15 protein-coding genes are annotated in these 19667 nt (G+C 64.4%); 10 read left to right on the top strand and 5 right to left on the bottom strand.

The window, feature by feature from the left end; genetic code table 11:
- Positions 1-25: 25 nt before the first annotated feature.
- The 5 genes from RY1_RS15675 to RY1_RS15655 are packed head-to-tail and all read left to right on the top strand — an operon-like array spanning position 26 to position 5131.
- Complete coding sequence (locus RY1_RS15675; protein ID WP_072804657.1) at positions 26-1549, top strand: ABC transporter substrate-binding protein; 1524 nt, start codon at positions 26-28, stop codon at positions 1547-1549.
- On the top strand, positions 1546-2571 hold the full coding sequence (locus RY1_RS15670) for an ABC transporter permease (protein ID WP_072804656.1): 1026 nt from the start codon (positions 1546-1548) through the stop codon (positions 2569-2571). Before RY1_RS15675 ends, RY1_RS15670 begins: the two co-directional genes overlap by 4 nt.
- Positions 2568-3440: an ABC transporter permease gene (locus RY1_RS15665; protein ID WP_245819689.1), complete on the top strand. Its 873-nt coding sequence runs from the start codon at positions 2568-2570 to the stop codon at positions 3438-3440. Before RY1_RS15670 ends, RY1_RS15665 begins: the two co-directional genes overlap by 4 nt.
- The gene (locus tag RY1_RS15660; RefSeq protein ID WP_072804652.1) at positions 3430-4293 is read left to right on the top strand and encodes an ABC transporter ATP-binding protein; all 864 of its coding nucleotides are present in this window, start codon (positions 3430-3432) and stop codon (positions 4291-4293) included. The genes RY1_RS15665 and RY1_RS15660 overlap by 11 nt, the downstream gene beginning before the upstream one ends.
- Complete coding sequence (locus RY1_RS15655) at positions 4283-5131, top strand: ABC transporter ATP-binding protein (protein ID WP_072804651.1); 849 nt, start codon at positions 4283-4285, stop codon at positions 5129-5131. The genes RY1_RS15660 and RY1_RS15655 overlap by 11 nt, the downstream gene beginning before the upstream one ends.
- A 239-nt stretch (positions 5132-5370) precedes the next feature.
- Here RY1_RS15655 and RY1_RS30635 read toward each other — a convergent pair whose 3' ends face one another.
- Positions 5371-5709 (bottom strand): hypothetical protein, encoded by a 339-nt coding sequence (locus RY1_RS30635; RefSeq protein WP_072804649.1) that lies wholly within the window; start codon positions 5707-5709, stop codon positions 5371-5373.
- 69 nt (positions 5710-5778) lie between these two features.
- Here RY1_RS30635 and RY1_RS15645 point away from each other — a divergent pair, with 69 nt between their 5' ends.
- On the top strand, positions 5779-7305 hold the full coding sequence (locus tag RY1_RS15645; protein ID WP_072804648.1) for a DUF2339 domain-containing protein: 1527 nt from the start codon (positions 5779-5781) through the stop codon (positions 7303-7305).
- 80 nt (positions 7306-7385) lie between these two features.
- Here the strand turns inward: RY1_RS15645 and RY1_RS15640 are convergent, their stop codons facing one another.
- The 4 genes from RY1_RS15640 to trmB form a co-directional block, all read right to left on the bottom strand.
- Positions 7386-9530: an MMPL family transporter gene (locus RY1_RS15640; RefSeq protein ID WP_072804647.1), complete on the bottom strand. Its 2145-nt coding sequence runs from the start codon at positions 9528-9530 to the stop codon at positions 7386-7388.
- 101 nt (positions 9531-9631) lie between these two features.
- On the bottom strand, positions 9632-12919 hold the full coding sequence (locus tag RY1_RS15635; protein ID WP_072804645.1) for an MMPL family transporter: 3288 nt from the start codon (positions 12917-12919) through the stop codon (positions 9632-9634).
- The gene (locus RY1_RS15630) at positions 12920-13624 is read right to left on the bottom strand and encodes an NYN domain-containing protein (RefSeq protein ID WP_072804644.1); all 705 of its coding nucleotides are present in this window, start codon (positions 13622-13624) and stop codon (positions 12920-12922) included.
- Positions 13624-14379 carry a tRNA (guanosine(46)-N7)-methyltransferase TrmB gene (trmB, locus tag RY1_RS15625; protein WP_072804642.1) on the bottom strand — a complete coding sequence of 252 codons (756 nt, stop codon included), beginning with the start codon at positions 14377-14379 and terminating at the stop codon, positions 13624-13626. Before trmB ends, RY1_RS15630 begins: the two co-directional genes overlap by 1 nt.
- A 181-nt stretch (positions 14380-14560) precedes the next feature.
- Between trmB and RY1_RS15620 the strand changes: the two genes are divergently transcribed.
- The 4 genes from RY1_RS15620 (at position 14561) to RY1_RS15605 (ending at position 19577) form a co-directional block, all read left to right on the top strand.
- Positions 14561-15577: a hypothetical protein gene (locus tag RY1_RS15620; protein WP_072804640.1), complete on the top strand. Its 1017-nt coding sequence runs from the start codon at positions 14561-14563 to the stop codon at positions 15575-15577.
- Entirely contained in the window at positions 15574-17115 is a 1542-nt protein-coding gene (locus RY1_RS15615; RefSeq protein WP_072804638.1) for a hypothetical protein, read from the top strand. The genes RY1_RS15620 and RY1_RS15615 overlap by 4 nt, the downstream gene beginning before the upstream one ends.
- The gene (locus tag RY1_RS15610) at positions 17115-17420 is read left to right on the top strand and encodes a DUF6802 family protein (RefSeq protein ID WP_072804637.1); all 306 of its coding nucleotides are present in this window, start codon (positions 17115-17117) and stop codon (positions 17418-17420) included. The genes RY1_RS15615 and RY1_RS15610 overlap by 1 nt, the downstream gene beginning before the upstream one ends.
- A gap of 324 nt (positions 17421-17744) precedes the next feature.
- Entirely contained in the window at positions 17745-19577 is a 1833-nt protein-coding gene (locus RY1_RS15605; protein ID WP_072804635.1) for a phosphoenolpyruvate carboxykinase (GTP), read from the top strand.
- Positions 19578-19667: the final 90 nt, after the last annotated feature.

The following is a 19667-nucleotide window of genomic DNA, read 5'->3' as shown; positions in this document are numbered from 1 at the left end:
TCGACATCCTCTTCAGGAGTATCCAGTGAGCAAGACAGGTCGGCGGACCGCCGGCGTAGTAACACTCGGTTTGATCGTCTCGCTCATCGCCACAGCCTGCGGCGGCAGCAGCAGCGCAGACGGATCCGAGGTGAAGTGGGCGTTCTATCTCCCCACCTCCTGGGATCCGGTGACCAGCCGCACCGGCAACGACATCAACACCATCAGCCTCGCATACGCCTCGCTCACTCGGCTCGACGAGAGCGGCAACGTCGAACCGTCGTTGGCCGAGAGCTGGGAGTACGACCCATCGGGAACCGCAGTCACGTTCACACTGCGTGACGGACTGACGTTCACCGACGGCACCGCACTCGATGCGACCGCCGTCAAGGCATTCTTCGATCGCGGTAAGACGCAGGAAGATTCGTTCCTCAAGGATCAGTTGGCCGACGTCACCGAGGTGACCGCCGACAGCCCAACCGATGTCACGTTGAAGCTCGCGTACCCGGACTATCAGATTCCGTACCTGGTAGCGGGACGCACCGGTGCGATCTCGAGCCCGGCGGCCGCGTCGGACACTCAGAAGCTCAGCGTGTGGCCGGTCGGAGCAGGCCCGTTCAAGATCACCGATTTCGTCGCCGAGGATCACGCGTACTTCGAGAAGAACCCGGACTACTGGGATGCGGAGAACATCGACATCGATCGGTTCGAGTTGAGCGTCGTAGGCGACCCGGCAACGCTCGTCGCCGGAGTCCAGTCCGGTGCGATCGATTTCGCGACACTGCCTGCGCTGCAGGCCGACGCAGCAAAAGCCGCCGGACTGAATGTGACGGTCGAGCCTTCGCTCGCGGTGACCGATGTGTCGATCAACCTGAACAAAGCTCCGTTCGACAATCCCAAGGTCGTCGAGGCATTCCGGTACGCCTTCGATCGGCAGGCGTTCGTCGACGTCGTCACCGGCGGACTCGGCAGCACCACCAACCAGCCGTTCCCGAAGGGATACCTCGCGTTCAACCCCGAGATCGAGAACCTGTGGAGCTACGACCCGGACCGTGCAGTGAGCTTGCTGAAGGATGCAGGCTACGGCCCAGGGCAGTTGTCGATCGAGATCACCACCTCGTCGGCAGAGTCCAGCCACGCGGAACTCGCTCAGGCACAACTGAAGAAGATCGGCGTCGAGTCGACCATCTCCGTCGTGCCGCCGGGATCGTCGACGTGGCAGAGCGAGGTCTACATCGCGAAGAACCCGCAGTTGGCCACCGACGGAACCATCGGCCGTGAGTCCCCGGTGCAGAATCTGCTCGCCACCTACGGTCCGCAGGGAATCATGAATCTGAGTGGACCGCACTCCTCCCCGGAGTTCCTCGCCGCCCTCGAACAGGTTCGCAGTACGCCGCTGGAAGATCCCGAGTACCAGAGCGTTCTGTGGAACGCGGTGAAGGTCGGAGTCGAGCAGTCGCCGACGAACTACCTGTTCAGCAAGCCGTGGGTCATCGTGTCCAATCCTGATCTGCAGAACCTGAACATCCTTCCGTCCCAGGTTCGGTGGGAAGGCGTCACCGTCTCATGACGACAACCGCGATCGAGACCCCCCACATCGACGGAGCACCGGCTCCGTCGGTGTGGGGGGCGCGGCTGCGCGGCGTTGCCCGCGTTGTTCTCGGCACCGTGCTCATCGTGGTTCCGGTCTTCCTGTTCTCGACGCTCATCACGTTCCTGCTGGGCGCGACGAGTGGGCTCAATCCCGCCGCTGGAATCGCGGGAGATGCAGCGACTCCCGAGGCGATCGCGCGGATCGACGCCGAATTCGGTTTGGACAAACCGGTGTGGTCTCAGTACCTCGACTGGATGTCGGGAGTTCTGACGGGCGACCTCGGCGTGTCGTGGTTCAACAAGATTCCGGTGTCGGAACTCATCGAGCAGCGGCTCGCCGTCAGTGCCTCGATCGCGGGTCTGGCGTTGCTCATCGGTCTGGTCGCGGGAGTGAGCCTCGGCCTGCTCGCCGCGGTGTACCGGGGGAGTCTGTTCGATCGGGCGGTCACCGCCTACACCTCCGTGGTGTCCACACTTCCACCGTTCGTCATCTCGATCGGTCTGATTCTGGTCTTCAGTGTGTGGCTCGGCTGGCTCCCGTCGGCCGGATATGTTCCGCTGGAAGAAGATCCAGACCGATGGCTGATGCTCGTGATCATGCCGGCCGTGGCGCTGAGCATGGATGTCGTCGCCGACGTCGCGCGCCAGTTGCGTACCGGGATGGTCGCCGAACTGGAGCAGGATTACATCGTCGGAGCCGTCGTTCGCGGGATCAGCCCGAGAAGGATCCTTCTCGTCCATGCCCTGCGTAACGGTGCCGGGCCGGCACTGGCAATTCTCGGCATGAAGATTCCGACGCTCATCGGTGGGGCCGTCGTGATGGAGACAATGTTCTCGATGCCCGGATTCGGCCGGTTGGCAGCCGATTCGGCGCTGCGCGGAGACGTACCCATCGTTCAGGGTGCACTCGTCGTTGCCATCGTGTTCGTTCTGGTGTGCAACGTCGTCGTCAACATCACCCAGGGCATGCTCCAACCTGCAGCCAAACGGAGAGAGTGAAAACAGACATGTTCTCGACACTGGTGCGGTACCGCTCGGTGCAGCTCGCGTTCGTCGTCTTGGCGATCGTGGTCCTCCTCGCTGTCCTCGGGCCGCTGCTTGCGCCGTTCGATCCGTTGGAGCAGAACAGCTCTGCCATCCTCGACGGTCCGAGTGCTGCGCACTGGCTCGGCACCGACAGCGTCGGCCGAGATGTGTTCAGCCGTGTGCTCTCCGGATCCACCGTGTCGGTGCTGTCCGCGCTGCAAGCCGTCGTCGTCGGGTTTCTTCTCGGTGTCACTCCCGGATTCCTGTCGGTGTACCTGGGGCGCGGAGTCGAATGGTTCACGCTGCGTCTGATGGACGCACTCATCACACTGCCCTTCCTGGTGTTCGCCGTGGCGATGACGGCGCTGCTGGGCAACGGTTTGACGCAGGCGATGTTCGCGGTCGGAATCCTCATCGCCCCCGCTTTCTACCGAGTCACCAGAGCGGCAGCGATGACGGTCGCGAACTCGCAGTACGTCGAGGCGGCAGCGCTCATGGGGGCGACGACGCGATGGATCATCGTGCGGCACGCGGTCCGCAAGGTCGCACCGGCCGTCGGTGTCACGTTCGCCACGATGACCGGAGCGAGCCTCGTCATCGTCTCGTCGCTGACATTCCTCGGAATCGGCGTCGTACCACCGGATCCGACGTGGGGCGGCCTACTGGCCGGCGGTCTGCAGTATCTCTACCAGGCGCCGTGGTCACCCGTCGTCCCCGCGCTGCTGATCGTGGCGACCGTGTGGGCACTCAATGCCCTCGCCGACGCCGTACGGGATGCCAGCAGTGCCCCGAGGGCCCGTACGAACACCGAGACGAAGAAGGTCGACCACGATGTCCACTGAAACGGTCGAACTGACGAAAAGTACTGCATCGGAGCGGGTCCCGGTCCTGACGGTCAGCGATCTTCACATCGCTCTGGCCGACGGCACCGAGCTGGTACGCGGCGTCGATTTCGTGCTGAACAAGGGTGGTGCGCTCGGAATCGTCGGCGAGTCCGGAAGTGGAAAGTCGTTGACCTGCCGTTCCATTCTCGGGATTCTGCCCGACGGCATCGCAGTGTCGTCCGGATCGATCGATTTCGGCGGTGTCGAGCTGACCGAGCTGACGAGCAAGCAGTGGCGTCCGCTCCGCGGGACGCGCATTTCGGCGGTGTTTCAGGACCCGTCGGCGTATCTCAACCCGTCGATACGCGTCGGCGAGCAGCTTGCCGAGGCGCTGCGGGCGACCGCGGGGCTGTCGCGGAAAGATGCCAAGCGACGTGCTGTCGAACTGTTCGCCAAGATGGGTCTGCGGGACCCCGAGTCGGTCTACCGGCAGCATCCGTACGAACTCTCGGGTGGCATGCTCCAGCGTGTTCTGATCGCGATCGCAGTGTGCGCAGAACCGGAACTGCTCATCGCCGACGAAGCGACGACCGCGCTCGATGTCACCGTGCAAGCCGCCGTCCTGGACCTGATCGACGATCTGCGAATCGAACTCGGGCTGGCGCTCGTTCTGGTCTCGCACGACTTGGCCGTGGTCGCGCAGGTGTGCGACGACGTGATCGTCATGCGTGACGGCGCCGTCGTCGAGGCGGGAACAGCGGAGAGACTTCTGAATGAACCTCGCCACGAGTACACGCGCCACCTGGTGAACAACCATCGTGACTACGGCTTGGAAGCCGTGCTGGAGAAGGAGAACGCAGGTGCCCGATAGTCCGCCGCTGCTGCGGCTGAACAACCTGCGTGTCGATCGTGGTGTCCGATCGAAGCGCAAGACGATCCTGCACGGAATCGACCTGGAGATCGAAGCAGGCGAAAAGGTCGGACTGATCGGCGAAAGCGGTTCCGGAAAAACGACTCTCGCGCGAACTGTGCTCGGCTTGATCACTCCGACGTCCGGGACGGTCGAACTTCGTGGGCAGCGAATCGACTCACTGAGCACGAGCGAGCTCAGGGCGCACCGACGCACCGGTTCGGTGCAGTACGTGTTTCAGGACCCTCTCGCGAGCCTCGACCCGGACATCGAGGTGGGTGAATCGATCGCTGAAGGGCTCGTGGTCCGAGGTGGTCTGGAGCGCAGCGATATTCGCGCCAGAGTCGCCGACGTGGTGGACAGTGTCGGCCTGGATCGAGCGATCGCGTCGAGGCGACCTGCGGAGCTCTCGGGCGGGCAGCGTCAACGCGTCGCGGTGGCGCGAGCGCTCGTGCTCGATCCATCACTGCTGCTGCTCGACGAGCCGGTCAGTGCACTCGATTCGGTGAACAGAATTCAGATCCTGAAACTACTGGGTGAACTCGGGCGGTCTCGAAACATCGCGCAGCTGTTCATCTCCCATGATCTCGGGGCGGTGGCATCACTGGTCGATCGCATCGCGGTGTTGTATGAGGGCAAGATCGTCGAGGTGGGCCCGACCGCCAGTGTCGTCAATGCTCCGACGCACCCGTACACGGCATTGCTGCTCGGTTCGGCTCCGACACTGTCCGGTGGGCGGGTCAGCCGCGAACGGCGTCGCGAACTCAGACTCGCGCTGGCGGGGCAGACTGCGTCGTGACGGATCGCTCGCTGATTCTCCGGCCAGTGTTTGATCGGGGTCGGCTGTTGGTCGGGGTCGGGGTCGGGGTCGGCGATGCGAGCGGGGCCCACCTGTGGCGTCATCCAGACGTGCCGACGAAGGCAAGCATCGACATACGGTGGCGCATCGCGCAGGCGGGCTGACCACCTCGATGTTTCGGCGAACACACATACCGTGGCCAGGGCGAAGACAAAACCCCTGGTGACAACCGGGTAGTACTACTCACGCGCTAGGGCGACCGATCTTCCAGGATCGTCTGCATGACAACTCCGCGTAGTTCCGGCATCGACCCGCAGTTGGTGGCCAGGCTCTCCGGCCAGTTCGCGTCCCTCGGTGAGCACCTGCGTCAAGCTTCGGGCGACCTGGGCGCTCTGCACGCCCAGCTGGCGACCCAGTCCCAGCCGCAGTTCCAATCTCAGCCGCAGTTTCAACCCCAGTCGCAGTTTCAACCGCAGTCGCAGTTTCAACCGCAGCCCCAACCCCAGCCCGTGCGGCAGCCCCAGCCCCAACCCGTGCGGCAGCCCCAGCCCCAGCCCCAGCCCCAGAGGCAGGTGCACACCCTGCCACCCCGGCCGCCTCGGCCGGTCCCACCTGCTGCCAAGGACCCCTGGTGGCAGCGGGACGGGGTGATCAGCAGACTGCTGGCCGTCGCAGGTGCAGGCGTCACACTCGTCGGCGTCGTGATGCTGCTGGTGTTGGCGGCCCAGGCAGGGTGGTTCGGACCGGAGTTGCGCGTCGGCGCAGGCGCGATCTTCTCGGCCGCGCTGGTGTTCGTGGGGACTCGCGTGTTCGGCAGGCCCGGTGGGCGTGTGGGCGGGATCGCTGTCGCAGCGACCGGAATTGCCGGGCTGTACCTCGATGTCGTTGCGGTGACCGTGATCTACGGTTGGCTCGAACCGGCACTCGGATTGATCGTGGCGTTCGGCATCGCCGCGGCAGGCGTCGCATTGGCCGTCTCCTGGCGCTCGCAGCCGATGGCGTCGTTGATCCTGATCGGCGTTGCGGGGTGCGCGCCGTTCGTCACCGGCGGAATAACGTTGCCGCTCATCGCATTCTTCACGGCCATGTTCGTCGCGAGCTTCCCTGCGCAGCTGGGGAGGCACTGGCCGATTCTCGAACTCGTGCGCACCGTGCCGATCGTCATCGTCCTCCTCGTCGGCATCGCACGCGCGGCGATGTGGACACTTCCCTCGTCCGACGCGATCCAGCTCCTCGTCATTGCGGGAATCGTCTTCGTGTTCGGTGTGGCAAGCGCTGCAGAACTACTGCGCCGGAACAGTGCCGACTCGATGGCAACGGTCACGATGGGCATCGTCGCAGTGCCTGTTCTGTCGATCGGCGCCGTGTTCGAGCCATGGACGCAGTCGCTGATCGAGGGCGTGGTCGCCGTGGCCTGCGTCCTGACCATCGCCCTGGCTGCATGGTTGCCCGCCCGCGCCAGGATCGTGCTGTCGGTCGCCGGGTCGCTCGCGTTGCTGCAGGCCGTACTGGTGCCGACGTCGGTCGACCTTCGCCCGCTTGCGCTCTTGGTGATCGCATTGGGCGCTGTTGCTGCAGCGCAGCAGATGTCGTCCAGGCTGCTCTACTGGATCGGTGCGGCGTTCGGAATGCTCGGGGCGCTCGGGTTCCTCGTCGTCTCCCCACCTGCATCGTTGATGGACTCCGATTATGCGACAGGGCAATTCGGCGTGGTGATCGCAGGTGTCCTGTTGGCCGTCACCGCAGTCGGACTGGTGACCGTCGCGTCGACGCTGTCGATCGTGGGCCCGAATCTTCGATCGTGCTGGGTGATCGCGGGGATCGTGTCGCTGTATGCGCTCACCTCGGCCACGGTGACCCTCGGTGTCGCGACATTCGGCGGCGCCACCGGTTTTGTTGCCGGGCAGTGCCTCGCGACGATCGAATGGATGGTCGTGGCAATGGCTTTGCTCGTCCTCGGTCTCAGGAGCGAGAAGTACGCGCACACCGCACTGTTGACGGGATTGTCCCTGACCGCCGCGGCAGTGACGAAGCTGTTTCTGTTCGATCTCGTCGCACTGGACGGGCTGTTCCGAGTGGGAGCGTTCATCGTCGTCGGACTTCTGCTGCTGTTCGCCGGAACTCGATACGCCAAGGTCTTCGCCGAACGGGAGAAGGCACCCGCCGCCACATAACCCGTGCCGTCACAACTCCTGCCGTCACAACTCCTGCCGTCACAACCCCTGCCGTCATATAGCCCCGCCTATCTGCCCGGCTACAGGAACGTCTCGCCGAGCCCGAGTTTCTGCTGAATCCGCTTCATCCACTGCGGAGCCCACCAGCAGTCGTCACCGAGCAGCTTCATCGTCGCGGGCACCAGGAACATGCGGATCACCGTGGCGTCGATGATGAGTGCGGCAATCATTCCGTAGGCGATGTACTTCATCATCACCAGATCCGAGAAGGCGAACGAACCCGTGACGACGATCAGGATCAGCGCGGCCGCGGTGATGATCCGACCCGAATGCGCAGTTCCGATCCGGATGGCATCGGTTGTGCTGGCGCCTTTTTCGCGCGCTTCGAGCATGCGGGAGAGCAGGAACACCTCGTAGTCGGTCGACAGGCCGAACACGATCGCGGCGATCAGCAACAGAATCATCGCCATGATCGGACCGGGAGTGAAGTTCAACAGACCCGCCCCGTGCCCGTCGATGAAGATCCACGTCAGTATCCCCATCGTCGCACCGAGGCCGAGTGTCGTCATCAGGACGGCCTTGATCGGTAGCACCAACGATCCGAATGTCAGGAACATCAGGAGTGTCACGATGCACACCACGAGGATCGCGGTCAACGGAAGCAGATCGACCAGCGCCGCGATCGAATCCTTCTCGATGGCAGGGGTTCCCGTGACCTGCACGGTTGCGCCGTCGGGGACGTCGATGCTGCGTAGATGGTCGATGGCCGGGCCTGCATCGTTCCGATCGACCAGCCCGGCCTTGAAGACGATGATGCCGTCCTTGCTGGCCCCGGTCGCCGAGAATTTCTCGACCAGACCGGGAGCGTCGTTGGCCTGGCTCGTGATCTGGCCGAGCGCGGCACCTTGGGCACCCTCGATGACCAGCTTCAGCGGTTCGGCTCGCTGACCGGGGAACAGTTCGTCGAACTGCGCCTGCGCGACGCGCGTGGGATTGTCCGGTGGCAGGTAGGTCTCGTTGATACCGCCGAATTCGATTCGGCCGACGGGCAGAGTCAGTACGAGCAAGCCCAACACGATCACGGCGGCAACCTTGACCGGACGCCGCATGACCCATCGAGTCAGCCTGCCCCACATACCGTTCTCGATTTCCTCGGAGGACTTCGTCTTCCGCATGAACTTCAAGCCGAGGGCGTCGACGCGGGAGCCGAGAACCGCCAGGATCGCCGGGAGAACCGTCACCGCAGTGAGTGCGGCCAGTGCGACGGTCGTGATGGATCCGTAGGCAACCGATTTGAGGAATCCGTGCGGAAACAGCAGCAGGCCACCGAGGCACGCCACGATCATCGTGGCCGAGAACACGACGGTGCGACCCGCTGTCATGACGGTACGGCGAACGGCTTCCTGCGGCGTGCGGCCGTCTCCGAGTTCTTCGCGGAACCTGGAGACGACGAACAATCCGTAGTCGATCGCGAGCCCCAGTCCGACCATCGAGACCACAGGCGCCACGAATGTGTTGACCTCGGTGAAATTGGTGAACATCCTGACCACACCGTTGGCGCCGACGACGGTGAGTCCACCGACGATCAGCGGCAGCGCGGCGGCAACGACACCGCCGAAGACGAAGAACAACAACACCGCGACGGCAGGAATCGCGAGTACTTCCATGCGGTGAATGTCCTCGGACATCGTGGACTGCAACGCTCCTGCGACGGCCTGCAGACCGGCCACCTGAACGTCGACGCCGTCGATGTAGAAGGCGTCCTCGACGTCCTGAAAGTTGTTGGTCAGCTGCGTGTCGTCGTCGCCCACGATCGCGATGCTGGCGACCGCGTGCATCTTGTCCTCGGTGGCCAGGGCCGCGACACTGACGACGCCGTCGACCTTGAAATAGGTGCCGTTGATCGCGGCGATCCGATCAGGGTGATCGGCGACCAGCGAGTTCAAGCTCCCGGTGACCGCTGCAGAGAAATCGGGATCGTCGACGGTCTTGCCCTCCGGCGCGGTGTAGAGGACGAGCACGTCGCCCTGACTGTCGCGACCGAACGTGGCATCGGCGAGTGCTGCGGCCTCGACCGACTCCGATCCAGGGTCGTCGAAACCGCTCTGGCTCAGATGATTCTCGACGCCTATGCCGTAGACAGCCAAGCCCAGCAATCCCGCCACCATCACTGCGATGACCGTGAATCGCAGCCGATGAACCAGATCTCCCCACTTCGCGAACATGCTTCCCCCCGTGTCTGGATACGGTTGTCGATCGTGCCGGGCCACACGAAGAGCGGCCACTCCGATGATTCGGAGTGACCGCTCTCATGTATGTGTCGCGCCTATTTCCTTCGCTCTCGCGCCAGCAACTCACTGACGCTCAACGCCTGCTGACCACCGCGGTGACGCCCGCGATCCTCGTCATCCGACTCCGGTGTCTCGGGGTTGGCTCGGCGACTTGCGCGCGACGTCGGCAACGGAGTGCTCTCGGCGTTGCCGGGTTCCGGTTCCCGACGCGTCGGCTCGGCGGGCCGAGCAGGCTGCTCGGACCTAGCAGGTGGCTCGGCCTGGCGGGGAGGCTCGGGCCGGCGCGGTGGCGCATTGCGCGTCGACGCGTCGTACCGCGGTTGCGGTTCGCTCGGGGTGCTCCTCCGTGTGGACTCCGAGCCCGCATCGGAAGATCCGCTCGAACCGGTGCTGTATCCGCGCAGACCGCCGGTGCCGTTCGTGGTGGCCCCGCGGCCGTTGGTTGCACTGCCATTCGTGCCACTGCCGTTGGTGCCACTGCCGTTGGTGCCACTGCCGTTGGTGCCACTGCCGTTGGTGCCACTGCCGTTGGTGCCACTGCCGTTGGTGCCACTGCCGTTGGTGCCACTGCCGTTGGTCGCACTGCCGTTGGCTGCACTGCCGTTGGCTGCACTGCCGTTCGAGGAACCGTTCGTGTACGGCGAGTGCCCGTTGGTGCCTGCGTGCCCGTACCCGTTGCGCGCGGAAGAACCGTTGGCCACTACCTGGTCGTTGTTCGAGGGAGCGTCGGTCGGGGTTGCGGATGTGCGGGGCTTCTCCGACGGTGCCCGGAGGTCCGCGAGCCAACTCTCGATGGAGCGAGGGTCCGGGCTGGTCGGGCGCCCCACACCGGATGCGCGAGTCGGCTGCACGGTCTCCCGCGTGGTGGGTGCTTGCGTCCGCGCTGGAGGCTGCTCGTCGGGGACGGGCGGTGCGATCGGTGTGCTGGGACGGACCACCTGGGCCTGCGGTTGTTCTTGCGGTGCCTTCTCAGGCTTGCCGGTGACCGATCGTCGTTCGGTTTCCTTGGCCACGTGAGTGGCACGGATCGGCCCGGAACCCGACGGCGCGACGACGGGAATCGGCTCGGTCAGCGGCTCGTCCGGCCGTGGTGCCGTGCGCACAGGGGGACGGACGGTCGATGTCCGCGCTGCTCCCACGGTCGCGAGTTCGGGAACGTCCTGCGGCATCAACTCGTCCTCGAGGATGGTCTCGCCGAGTCCGAGTCGTTGCTGGATCCGCTTCATCCACTGCGGTGCCCACCAGCAGTCGTCACCGAGCAGTTTCATCGTCGCGGGGACGAGGAACATGCGAATGAGGGTCGCATCGATGATCAGTGCGGCGATCATGCCGTAGGCGATGTACTTCATCATCACCAGATCGGAGAACGCGAATGCCCCGGTCACCACGATGAGGATGAGCGCCGCTGCGGTGATGATGCGGCCGGTGTGTGAGGTCCCGATGCGGATGGCTTCGCTCGTCGACGCGCCTTTCTCGCGCGCCTCGACCATGCGGGAGAGCAGGAAGACTTCGTAATCCGTGGAGAGCCCGAACACAATCGAGATGATCAGCACCAATACGGGTGCCATGATCGGCCCCGGTGTGAAGTTCATGAAGCTCGCACCGTTGCCGTCGATGAAGATCCACGTCAGGATGCCCATCGTCGCGCCGAGTCCGAGCGTCGTCATCAGGACGGCCTTGATCGGCAACACCAACGATCCGAACGTCAGGAACATCAGCAATGTGACGACGAAGACGACCAGGATCGCCATGAGCGGGAGGTTGTCGATCAGCGCGGCGATGCTGTCCTGCTCGATCGCCGGGGTTCCGGTGACGGACACGGTCGCGCCGTCGGGGACGTCGATGCTGCGCAGGTAGTCGATCGCAGGTTTGGAGTCGTTGCGGTCGACGAGGCCTGCCTTGAAGACGATGACTCCGTCTTTGCTGGCGCCGGTGGGGGAGAACGATTCCACGAGTCCAGGCGCTTGGTTGGCCTGCTTGGTGATCGCGGCGAGGTTGGCTCCCTGCGCGTTCTCGATGACGAGTTTGAGCGGCTCGGTGCGCTGGCCCGGGAAGAGTTCGTCGAACTCACCCTGAGCCTGTCGAGTGACGTTGTCCGGCGGGAGGTACGTCTCGTTGATGCCGCCGAACTTGATGTTGCCGACCGGCAGCGTCAGCAGCACGAGGCCGAGGACGATGGGGATGGTGACCTTGAGCGGGTTGCGCATGACCCAGCGGGTCAGCTTGCCCCACATGCCGTTCTCGATTTCCTCGGACGACTTGGTCTTGCGCATGAACTTGAGGCCGAGTGCATCGACGCGTGGGCCGAGGATGGCGAGCATCGCGGGCAGGATCGTGATCGCGGTCAGCGCGGCGAGGGCGACCGTGGCGATCGACCCGTAGGCGACGGATTTCAGGAAACCCTGAGGGAAGAGCAACAGGCCACCGAGCGAAGCGACGATCATCGTCGCCGAGAAGACGACCGTTCGGCCTGCGGTCATGACCGATCGGCGCACGGCTTGCTTGGTCGAATAGCCGTCGCCCAGCTCTTCTCGGAATCTCGACACGATGAAGAGCCCGTAATCGATGGCAAGTCCGAGCCCGACGAGAGAGACAACGGGCGCGACGAAGCTGTTGACCTCGGTGAAGTTGGTGAACACCTTCACGATGCCGTTGGCGCCGACGACGGTGAGACCGCCGACGATGAGCGGTAGCGCGGCGGCCACGACGCCGCCGAAGATGAAGAACAGCAGCACCGCGACGGCGGGGATGGCGAGAAGCTCCATGCGGTGGATGTCACCGGCCATGGTCGACTGCAACGCCCCTGCGACAGCTTGGAGGCCGGTCACCTGGACGTCGACGCCGTCAATGTAGAAGACGTCCTTGATTTCTTGAAAGTTGTTGGTCAGCTGCGTGTCGTCGTCGCCGACGATGGCGATGCTGGCGATGGCGTGCGTCTTGTCCTGGGTTGCCAGGGCTCCGACGCTGACTGCACCGTCCACCTTGAAGTAGGTGCCGTTGATCTTGGCGATCTGGTCGGGGTGATCGGCGACGAGCGAGTTGAGACTGCCGACGACCTTGGAGTTGAACTCGGGGTCGTCGACCGTCTTACCCGCGGGCGCCGAGTACAGGACGATGACGTCGCCCTGAGTGTCCCGCCCGAAGGTCTGATCGGCGAGCCGGGATGCTTGCACCGACTCGGATCCGGGGTCGTCCCAGCCGCTCTGGCTCAAATGATCGTTCAGATCCAGCCCGTACGCAGCGAAGCCGAGAAGCCCCGCCACCATGACTCCGATGACCGTGAACCGCAAGCGGTACACGAGATCTCCCCATCTGGCGAACACTTAAGAAACTCCTTGGCGCCCGACGAGCAGGGCGGACAGTGGGCGGAACGGCTGCAACCACGCGCCCTCGTCCGGCAGGGAGTCGAGACTCACCCGCGGCAATGGCTCGCGGAAGACCCCGGGAATGTCCTCCAGGTCGAGGAAATCCAAGGTCTCCGAGGTGACCGCCCAGCTTGCGTGCTCGCGGAATCCGAGCACATGGACGGGTACACCCGTTGCGGCAATGCTTTCCAACGGTTCGCGGAACGCTTGGCCGTCCGCGGACGCGACCATGACACCGGCAAGCCCGCCACCACGATTACGCAACTCGATGTGGTCGAGCATGTCGGCGTCGACGTCGCTGTCCTCGTCGACCTTCGGCTTCGCGAACACCGCGAATCCCACGTTACGCAACGCCTCGACCCACGGGCGAACGACGTCGGCGCTGCCGGGCGCGATGTTGGTGAACACCGTTGCCTCGGGTTCGAGCGTCGTCGTGCCGTTCGCGGACAGTTCGGCCGTTCGCTGCAGAAGCCATCGCCCCAGCGCATCGAAGCGAGGCCGGTACGCGGCCGTCGGGCGTCCGCCCAGAATGGCGCCGAGTCCCATGTCGAGATTCGGTGCGTCCCACACCAGAAGGACACGTTTGGTGTGTCGAGAATCACCTGTGTCGAGTGCGGGTATCGGGTCGAGCGTGGTCTCCGAAACGTCTGCGCTGGCGCTCATCATCTGCTCTTCCCCCAAATAAGCTCCGTCACCGAACTGCCGACAAGCTGGGCTTTGCCCTCGAACTTGGTGACCGGACGCTCGTGTGTCATCGGAGATTCCCAGTCGAGAACGGACAGGGCCGGTTCGGCGTTCCCGGCCTCGGCAATCCATTCCGCGTACTCCGCGTGATCGGTCGCGACATGCAGAACGCCGCCCGGCTTCAACCGGTCGGCGATCATCGCGAACGTCGGTCCCTGCAGCAGCCGCCTCTTGTGGTGGCGAACCTTGGGCCACGGATCAGGAAAGAATACGCGGACTCCGGTCAACGACTCCGAGGTCAGCATGTTCTCGAGAACGTCCATCGCATCACCCCGCAGAAGGCGGATGTTGTCGATGTGCTGGCGTTCGATCTGCTGCAGTGTCTGCGCGAGACCTGGGCGGTAGACCTCGACGGCCATGAGATTGACGTGCGGCTCGGCCGTCGCCATCGCGGTGGTGGCGGTGCCGGTTCCGGATCCGATCTCGAGAATTGCCGGCGCGGACCTGCCGAACCAGGCGTCGACGTCGATCTTGTCGTCGGCGACGTCGCGGCCGATGGTCGGCCACAGTGCGTCCCAGGTGGTCTGCTGGGCCTCGGTCAGAGCACCACGTCTCGACCTGAAACTCGTCACTCGTGGGTAGAGCCGGGACCCTCGTTCGGGGGCCGTCTCGTCCCCCGGCTGGAGGTTCTGGGTGGTGCTCCGTGCGTCGTTCACGGGTCCATTGTCGCCCATCGAGCGAGTGTGTGACAGATGGGTCTCGAGTTGAAGTTGAGACTTCTGATGTCGGTGCAGGCCAGGGCCCCTCCACGGCAGGAATTCTGTCGGCGTCGTATGTCAGAATTGCCACCGGTGCGATGCCGCGACGGGTGGGGACCTGTCGTTCGCGGCCCGAAGCCGCACCGGGGGGATCTCGATGAACGGTGTGGATCAGGGGCGTCTACGACGGCTGGCTTCGGAGCTGTCGGTACGCGACGGCGAGCTCGGCCATCAGGTGTCCACGGCGCTCGATCGGTGTTTCACGCGGATCCGCGTGCAAGTGACGGGTCGCGTGGGTGTCGGGAAGTCGACGGTGCGTGCCGTCCTCGATCACCACGAGGAACTGACGGGCCCGGACGTGGAGACCACCGAGTCCGCGGCCGTCGACGTTCCGCGGTCACCCGATCCGATTCTCGACGGCGACGTACTGATCCATGTGCTCGCCGGTGGCGTGCAGGCCGCCGACGTCGACGTCATCGCGGCTGCATCGTGCCCGGTGGTCGTACTGGCCAAGGCCGACACCGTCGACGACGTCCCCGGTGCGGTCGAGCGACTGACGGAGGCCGTAGGGGTTCCGGTCCTGCCGTTGACGGGCACCATCGCGCGGACGGTGCTCGGCGGCCGACCTGTCACGTTCGCGGGGCTACGCGACGGTCTCGTGGCCATCGCCGAGTCCGCGCTGCTGACGCCCGAGCGGTTCGAGCTCGCCGACTCGTCGTTGTCGAGGCAGGACAGGCACGATCTCGTCGACGCGATCGAGATGCTCGGGGTCCGTACCGTCGTCGAGGCGCTTCGAGAGGATCCGGCTCGCAACGATGTTTTTCTGCGCCGCAGGCTGGCCGAGGTCAGCGGTCTCGCGCCGATGATGGACGCAGTTCGATCGAGCATCGACGGTGTTCGTGTCGATCGAGCGGGCAGGCTGGCGCACCGGCTGACCGAGCTCGCCGTCCAGTTCCCGGCGGTGAGCGAGAGACTGGAGGAGTACCTCGCGTCCGACGAGGCAGTGCTCGTCATCATGCGGTCGGCCCTACGTACGACGAACGTGGCGGAGCCCGTCGGCTCTCCGGTGGATGCGGCTCTGGAATGGCATCGACGCGCGTGTTCGGCGGTCGACCCCAGTCACCGCCGGGCCTTCTTCGCGGTATCGAGGGGCTACCTGAGGATGCGCGCGTGATCGACGTTCCCGCCGACCTGAACAGTGTTCTACGGCGGTGGAACCCGGCGGGCCTCGACGGGATCGCCCGCGCCGCGCGCGTGACGCCGCGCGGTGTGCACATCACGGGCATCGCCGGATCAGGAGTGTCGGCGCTGCGCACTCAGCTCGAGCGCAGCGCAGGCGACGCACTCGAACACAGTCCCGATGTCGCATCCGCTGCGGCGGTGGTGTTCGTTCTCGACGCTGCGGCGCCGATCGGTCGTCGCGCATTGGCGGAACTGACACCCGCGCTGGAGTCGACCGCCGTGGCCGTCGTCGTCAACAAGATCGACGTGCACCGCGAGTGGCGTTCGGTCGCACGTGTGGTGGCGTCCTCCATCGCAGAGCTGGTTCCGCGGGCGGTGGACGTGTCGTTCTGGGCCACCTCTGCCGCACTCGCCGAACGCTCCCGCATCGCCGTGGACCCCGATGTTCGACGCGAACTGTACGAGGAATCGGGAATCGAGGAGCTCGCTGCGTTCGTCGTCTCGGCGTCTGCGCAGTCCATCGATGTGGCGCGTCGACGGAAATTCCACGCGTCGGTGCATGCTGCGGCCGCTGGGGCGAGACACGAGATCGTGAACAAGGCGCGTGCCGTGACGAGCGCGTCGAGCACGGCGGGTCTGCGAGCCGAACGCGCGCGACTGACGGACCGGCGTGACCGCGAGCGGGCCGAACGCACGGCGACACTGCGCAGCAGACTGCAACTCGCCAGGGCCGAGTCGATCCACGACATCAACGAGGAGACGCGCGGATTCGCGTCACGGGCACGGGAATCCATCGCCACGGCGGCGAGGTCGGAGTCGAAGCACCTGTCCTCGCACCTGATCGAGCAACTCGCGCAGGGGCGCGAGCGTGTCGACTCACGACTGACGGTGCGGATGCGGGCGATCGCCGACGACCTCGAGCTCGGCGTCGACATTCCCGCACACGAGGATTTGCCGGCCGAATCGGTCGAACCCGCTGCGCGCACGAAAGGCGTCGAGGACAGGGTCATGGTCGTCGTCGGAGCATCGGCGGGTGTGGGCCTGGGGCGAATTGCGGTGTCGCCGCTGTCCACGGTGCCGGCCCTGGACTTGGTGATCCTACCGATGTCGCTGCTGGTCGGAGCGCTGTCGGCGTGGTGGCTGGTGCGATCGAGGGCACTGATCGCCGACCGTGCGCACCTTCGAACGTGGTCCGCCGACGCAGCCGCGTCGGCCAAGTCGTCGTGGGAGCAGGCAGCTCTTGCGCGGGTTCTGGCCGTGGAATCGGTGTTCGTACCAGCGTCGAGCGAATCGGTCAGATCATCGTTGCGCACCGCCGAATCCGATCTCGAACGGGTGGAGGCCGAGTTGCGATCTGCCGCCGAACGCCGCGCCGGTGTGTTGGCCGCGTGCGATCGAGATCTGGCGGCCCTCGACCGAGGTGTGGAGAAGTTCCCGATCGCGCATTCGGGGGGAACCGTAGGCATCTTCCGTGCGTCGAAACATATAGATGGTTTCGGGGTCATGAAAGAAGATCGGAGTGTTCGCTGATGGATATCGACGATGCAATCGTTCCCGGCCTGCATTCATCCGGACTCGACGCTTGTGCCTTCGAGGAGCATTCGGTAGCTGCCGTCGTCGAACTGTTCGACGTGGACGGTGACGGCCTGTTCGAGACGCGCGTGTCCACCACCGACGCCGGGGTGACGGTGGCAACCGACCGAGATGCCGATGGTGTGACGGATACGTTCAGCAGTTTCGGACGTGGTGGTCATTACGAATCCTGGGCCATATTCAGGGCCGCGGACGGCACCGCCCGGTGGGAACAATCGGCTTCAGAAGAGCTGTTCCCCTAGAATTCACGGAAAGAATTTAATGTCAAGACATGGAATCATGGCAGCTCGGAGCATCTGAACGCCTACTTTCCAGTAGCTGAATCGTTCTTGTGACCAATCGGACAACACCCTGATTCCGGTTTGGCAACTTCCGGCGTTAACCTGGGACCAGGACACCCGGCGCCCGTGTCCTGGGTTTGACGTGACCAGTATGATGCTGTATACGCAGATCGAGTGATCGGGCAGGTCCCCACCCAGGGGAACAATCAGGTCTGCGTCGCGCCGCTGTATTGCCCAGCAGTGGACGACGTTGGATCCGGTTCCGGCTCACCCCAGGAGAGTTAGATGACCTCAGCGACCATTCCCGGTTTGAACGGCACTGACGCCGCACCTCCCACCCAGCACAGGGAGCTCCTTGCCTGGGTTCAGGAGGTAGCAGAACTCACCGAGCCGGATCGGGTGGTTTTTGCTGACGGTTCCGACGAGGAGTGGGAACGACTCACCACTCAGTTGGTCGACGCCGGGACGTTCACCCGTCTGAACGACGAGAAGAAGCCGAACTCGTTCCTGGGCAACTCCGACCCCTCCGACGTCGCACGTGTCGAGTCGAGGACCTATATCTGCTCCAAGCGTGAAATCGACGCCGGTCCCACCAACAATTGGATGGACCCGTCGGAGATGCGTGAGCTCATGACCGGTCTCTACCGCGGCAGCATGCGCGGACGCACCATGTACGTCGTCCCGTTCTGTATGGGACCGCTCGGTGCGGACGACCCCAAGCTCGGCGTCGAGATCACCGATTCCGAATACGTCGTGGTGTCGATGCGCGTCATGACTCGTATGGGTGCGGCGGTACTCGAGAAGCTCGGAACCGACGGATTCTTCGTCAAAGCACTGCACTCGCTCGGCGCACCGCTCGCCGAAGGCCAGGACGACGTCGCATGGCCGTGCAACGACACCAAATACATCACGCACTACCCGGAGGACCGCGAGATCTGGAGCTTCGGCTCTGGTTACGGCGGCAACGCTCTACTCGGTAAGAAGTGCTACTCGTTGCGCATCGCCTCGGCCATGGCGCACGACGAGGGCTGGCTCGCCGAGCACATGCTGATCCTCAAGCTCATCTCGCCGGAGGACAAGGCGTACTACATCGCGGCGGCGTTCCCGTCCGCATGTGGCAAGACCAACCTCGCGATGATTCAGCCGACCATTCCGGGCTGGCGCGCAGAGACCATCGGCGACGACATCGCCTGGATGCGCTTCGGCGAGGACGGTCGCCTCTACGCCGTCAACCCCGAGTTCGGATTCTTCGGCGTCGCACCCGGCACCAACTGGGACTCGAACCCCAACGCGATGAAGACCATCGATCAGGGCAACTCGGTGTTCACCAACGTCGCGATGACCGACGACGGCGACGTGTGGTGGGAAGGCCTCGAAGGCGACCCGCAGCACCTCATCGACTGGAAGGGCAACGACTGGACTCCGGAGTCCGATTCGCTTGCCGCTCACCCCAACTCGCGGTACTGCGTGCCGATGGCTCAGTGCCCGTCGATGGCCGACGAGTGGGACGACCCCAAGGGCGTGCCGATCTCGGCGATCCTCTTCGGTGGACGTCGCAAGACGACCGTCCCGTTGGTCACCGAGGCTCGCGACTGGCAGCACGGTGTGTTCATGGGCGCCACCGTCGGCTCGGAGCAGACCGCGGCCGCCGAGGGCAAGGTCGGCACCATCCGCCGCGATCCGATGGCGATGCTGCCGTTCCTCGGCTACAACGTCGGTGACTACTTCCAGCACTGGATCGACCTCGGCAAGAACGCCGACGAGTCGAAGCTTCCGAAGGTGTTCTACGTCAACTGGTTCCGCCGCGGTGACGACAAGCGCTTCCTCTGGCCAGGATTCGGTGAGAACTCCCGCGTCCTGAAATGGATCGTGGAGCGCATCGAGCACAAGGCTGCAGGCGTCGAAACTCCGATCGGTGTCGTGCCCACCGCCGACGCACTCGACATCTCGGGACTCGATACCACCGTCGAAGACGTCGCCGAGGCTCTCGCGGTGAACGTCGACGAGTGGAAGGCCGAGATCCCGCTGATCGAGGAGTGGTTCGACTTCGTCGGCGAGAAACTGCCGACCGGTATCAAGGACGAGTTCGACGCACTGAAGCAGCGGTTGGAAGCGTAACCAGCATCTAATCTGCACCGGGATCTACAGTCCTCACCCGAAACGTGGGATGAGAATGGTAGATCCCGGTGCAGATGTATGTCGGCACCC

It is taken from the genome of Rhodococcus yunnanensis NBRC 103083 (assembly GCF_001895005.1).
GTDB classification, from domain to species: Bacteria; Actinomycetota; Actinomycetes; order Mycobacteriales; family Mycobacteriaceae; genus Rhodococcoides; species Rhodococcoides yunnanense.
This window is presented reverse-complemented; position numbering and strand designations above follow the sequence as displayed.

What these genes read in the sequence shown, in the direction of transcription:
- RY1_RS15670 (WP_072804656.1), top strand. Translation starts at nt 1,546, where the DNA reads ATGACGACAACCGCGATCGAGACCCCCCACATCGACGGAGCACCGGCT.
- RY1_RS15660 (WP_072804652.1), top strand. Translation starts at nt 3,430, where the DNA reads ATGTCCACTGAAACGGTCGAACTGACGAAAAGTACTGCATCGGAGCGG.
- RY1_RS15640 (WP_072804647.1), bottom strand. Translation starts at nt 9,530, where the DNA reads ATGTTCGCGAAGTGGGGAGATCTGGTTCATCGGCTGCGATTCACGGTC.
- RY1_RS15630 (WP_072804644.1), bottom strand. Translation starts at nt 13,624, where the DNA reads ATGAGCGCCAGCGCAGACGTTTCGGAGACCACGCTCGACCCGATACCC.
- trmB (WP_072804642.1), bottom strand. Translation starts at nt 14,379, where the DNA reads ATGGGCGACAATGGACCCGTGAACGACGCACGGAGCACCACCCAGAAC.
- RY1_RS15620 (WP_072804640.1), top strand. Translation starts at nt 14,561, where the DNA reads ATGAACGGTGTGGATCAGGGGCGTCTACGACGGCTGGCTTCGGAGCTG.
- RY1_RS15610 (WP_072804637.1), top strand. Translation starts at nt 17,115, where the DNA reads ATGGATATCGACGATGCAATCGTTCCCGGCCTGCATTCATCCGGACTC.
- RY1_RS15605 (WP_072804635.1), top strand. Translation starts at nt 17,745, where the DNA reads ATGACCTCAGCGACCATTCCCGGTTTGAACGGCACTGACGCCGCACCT.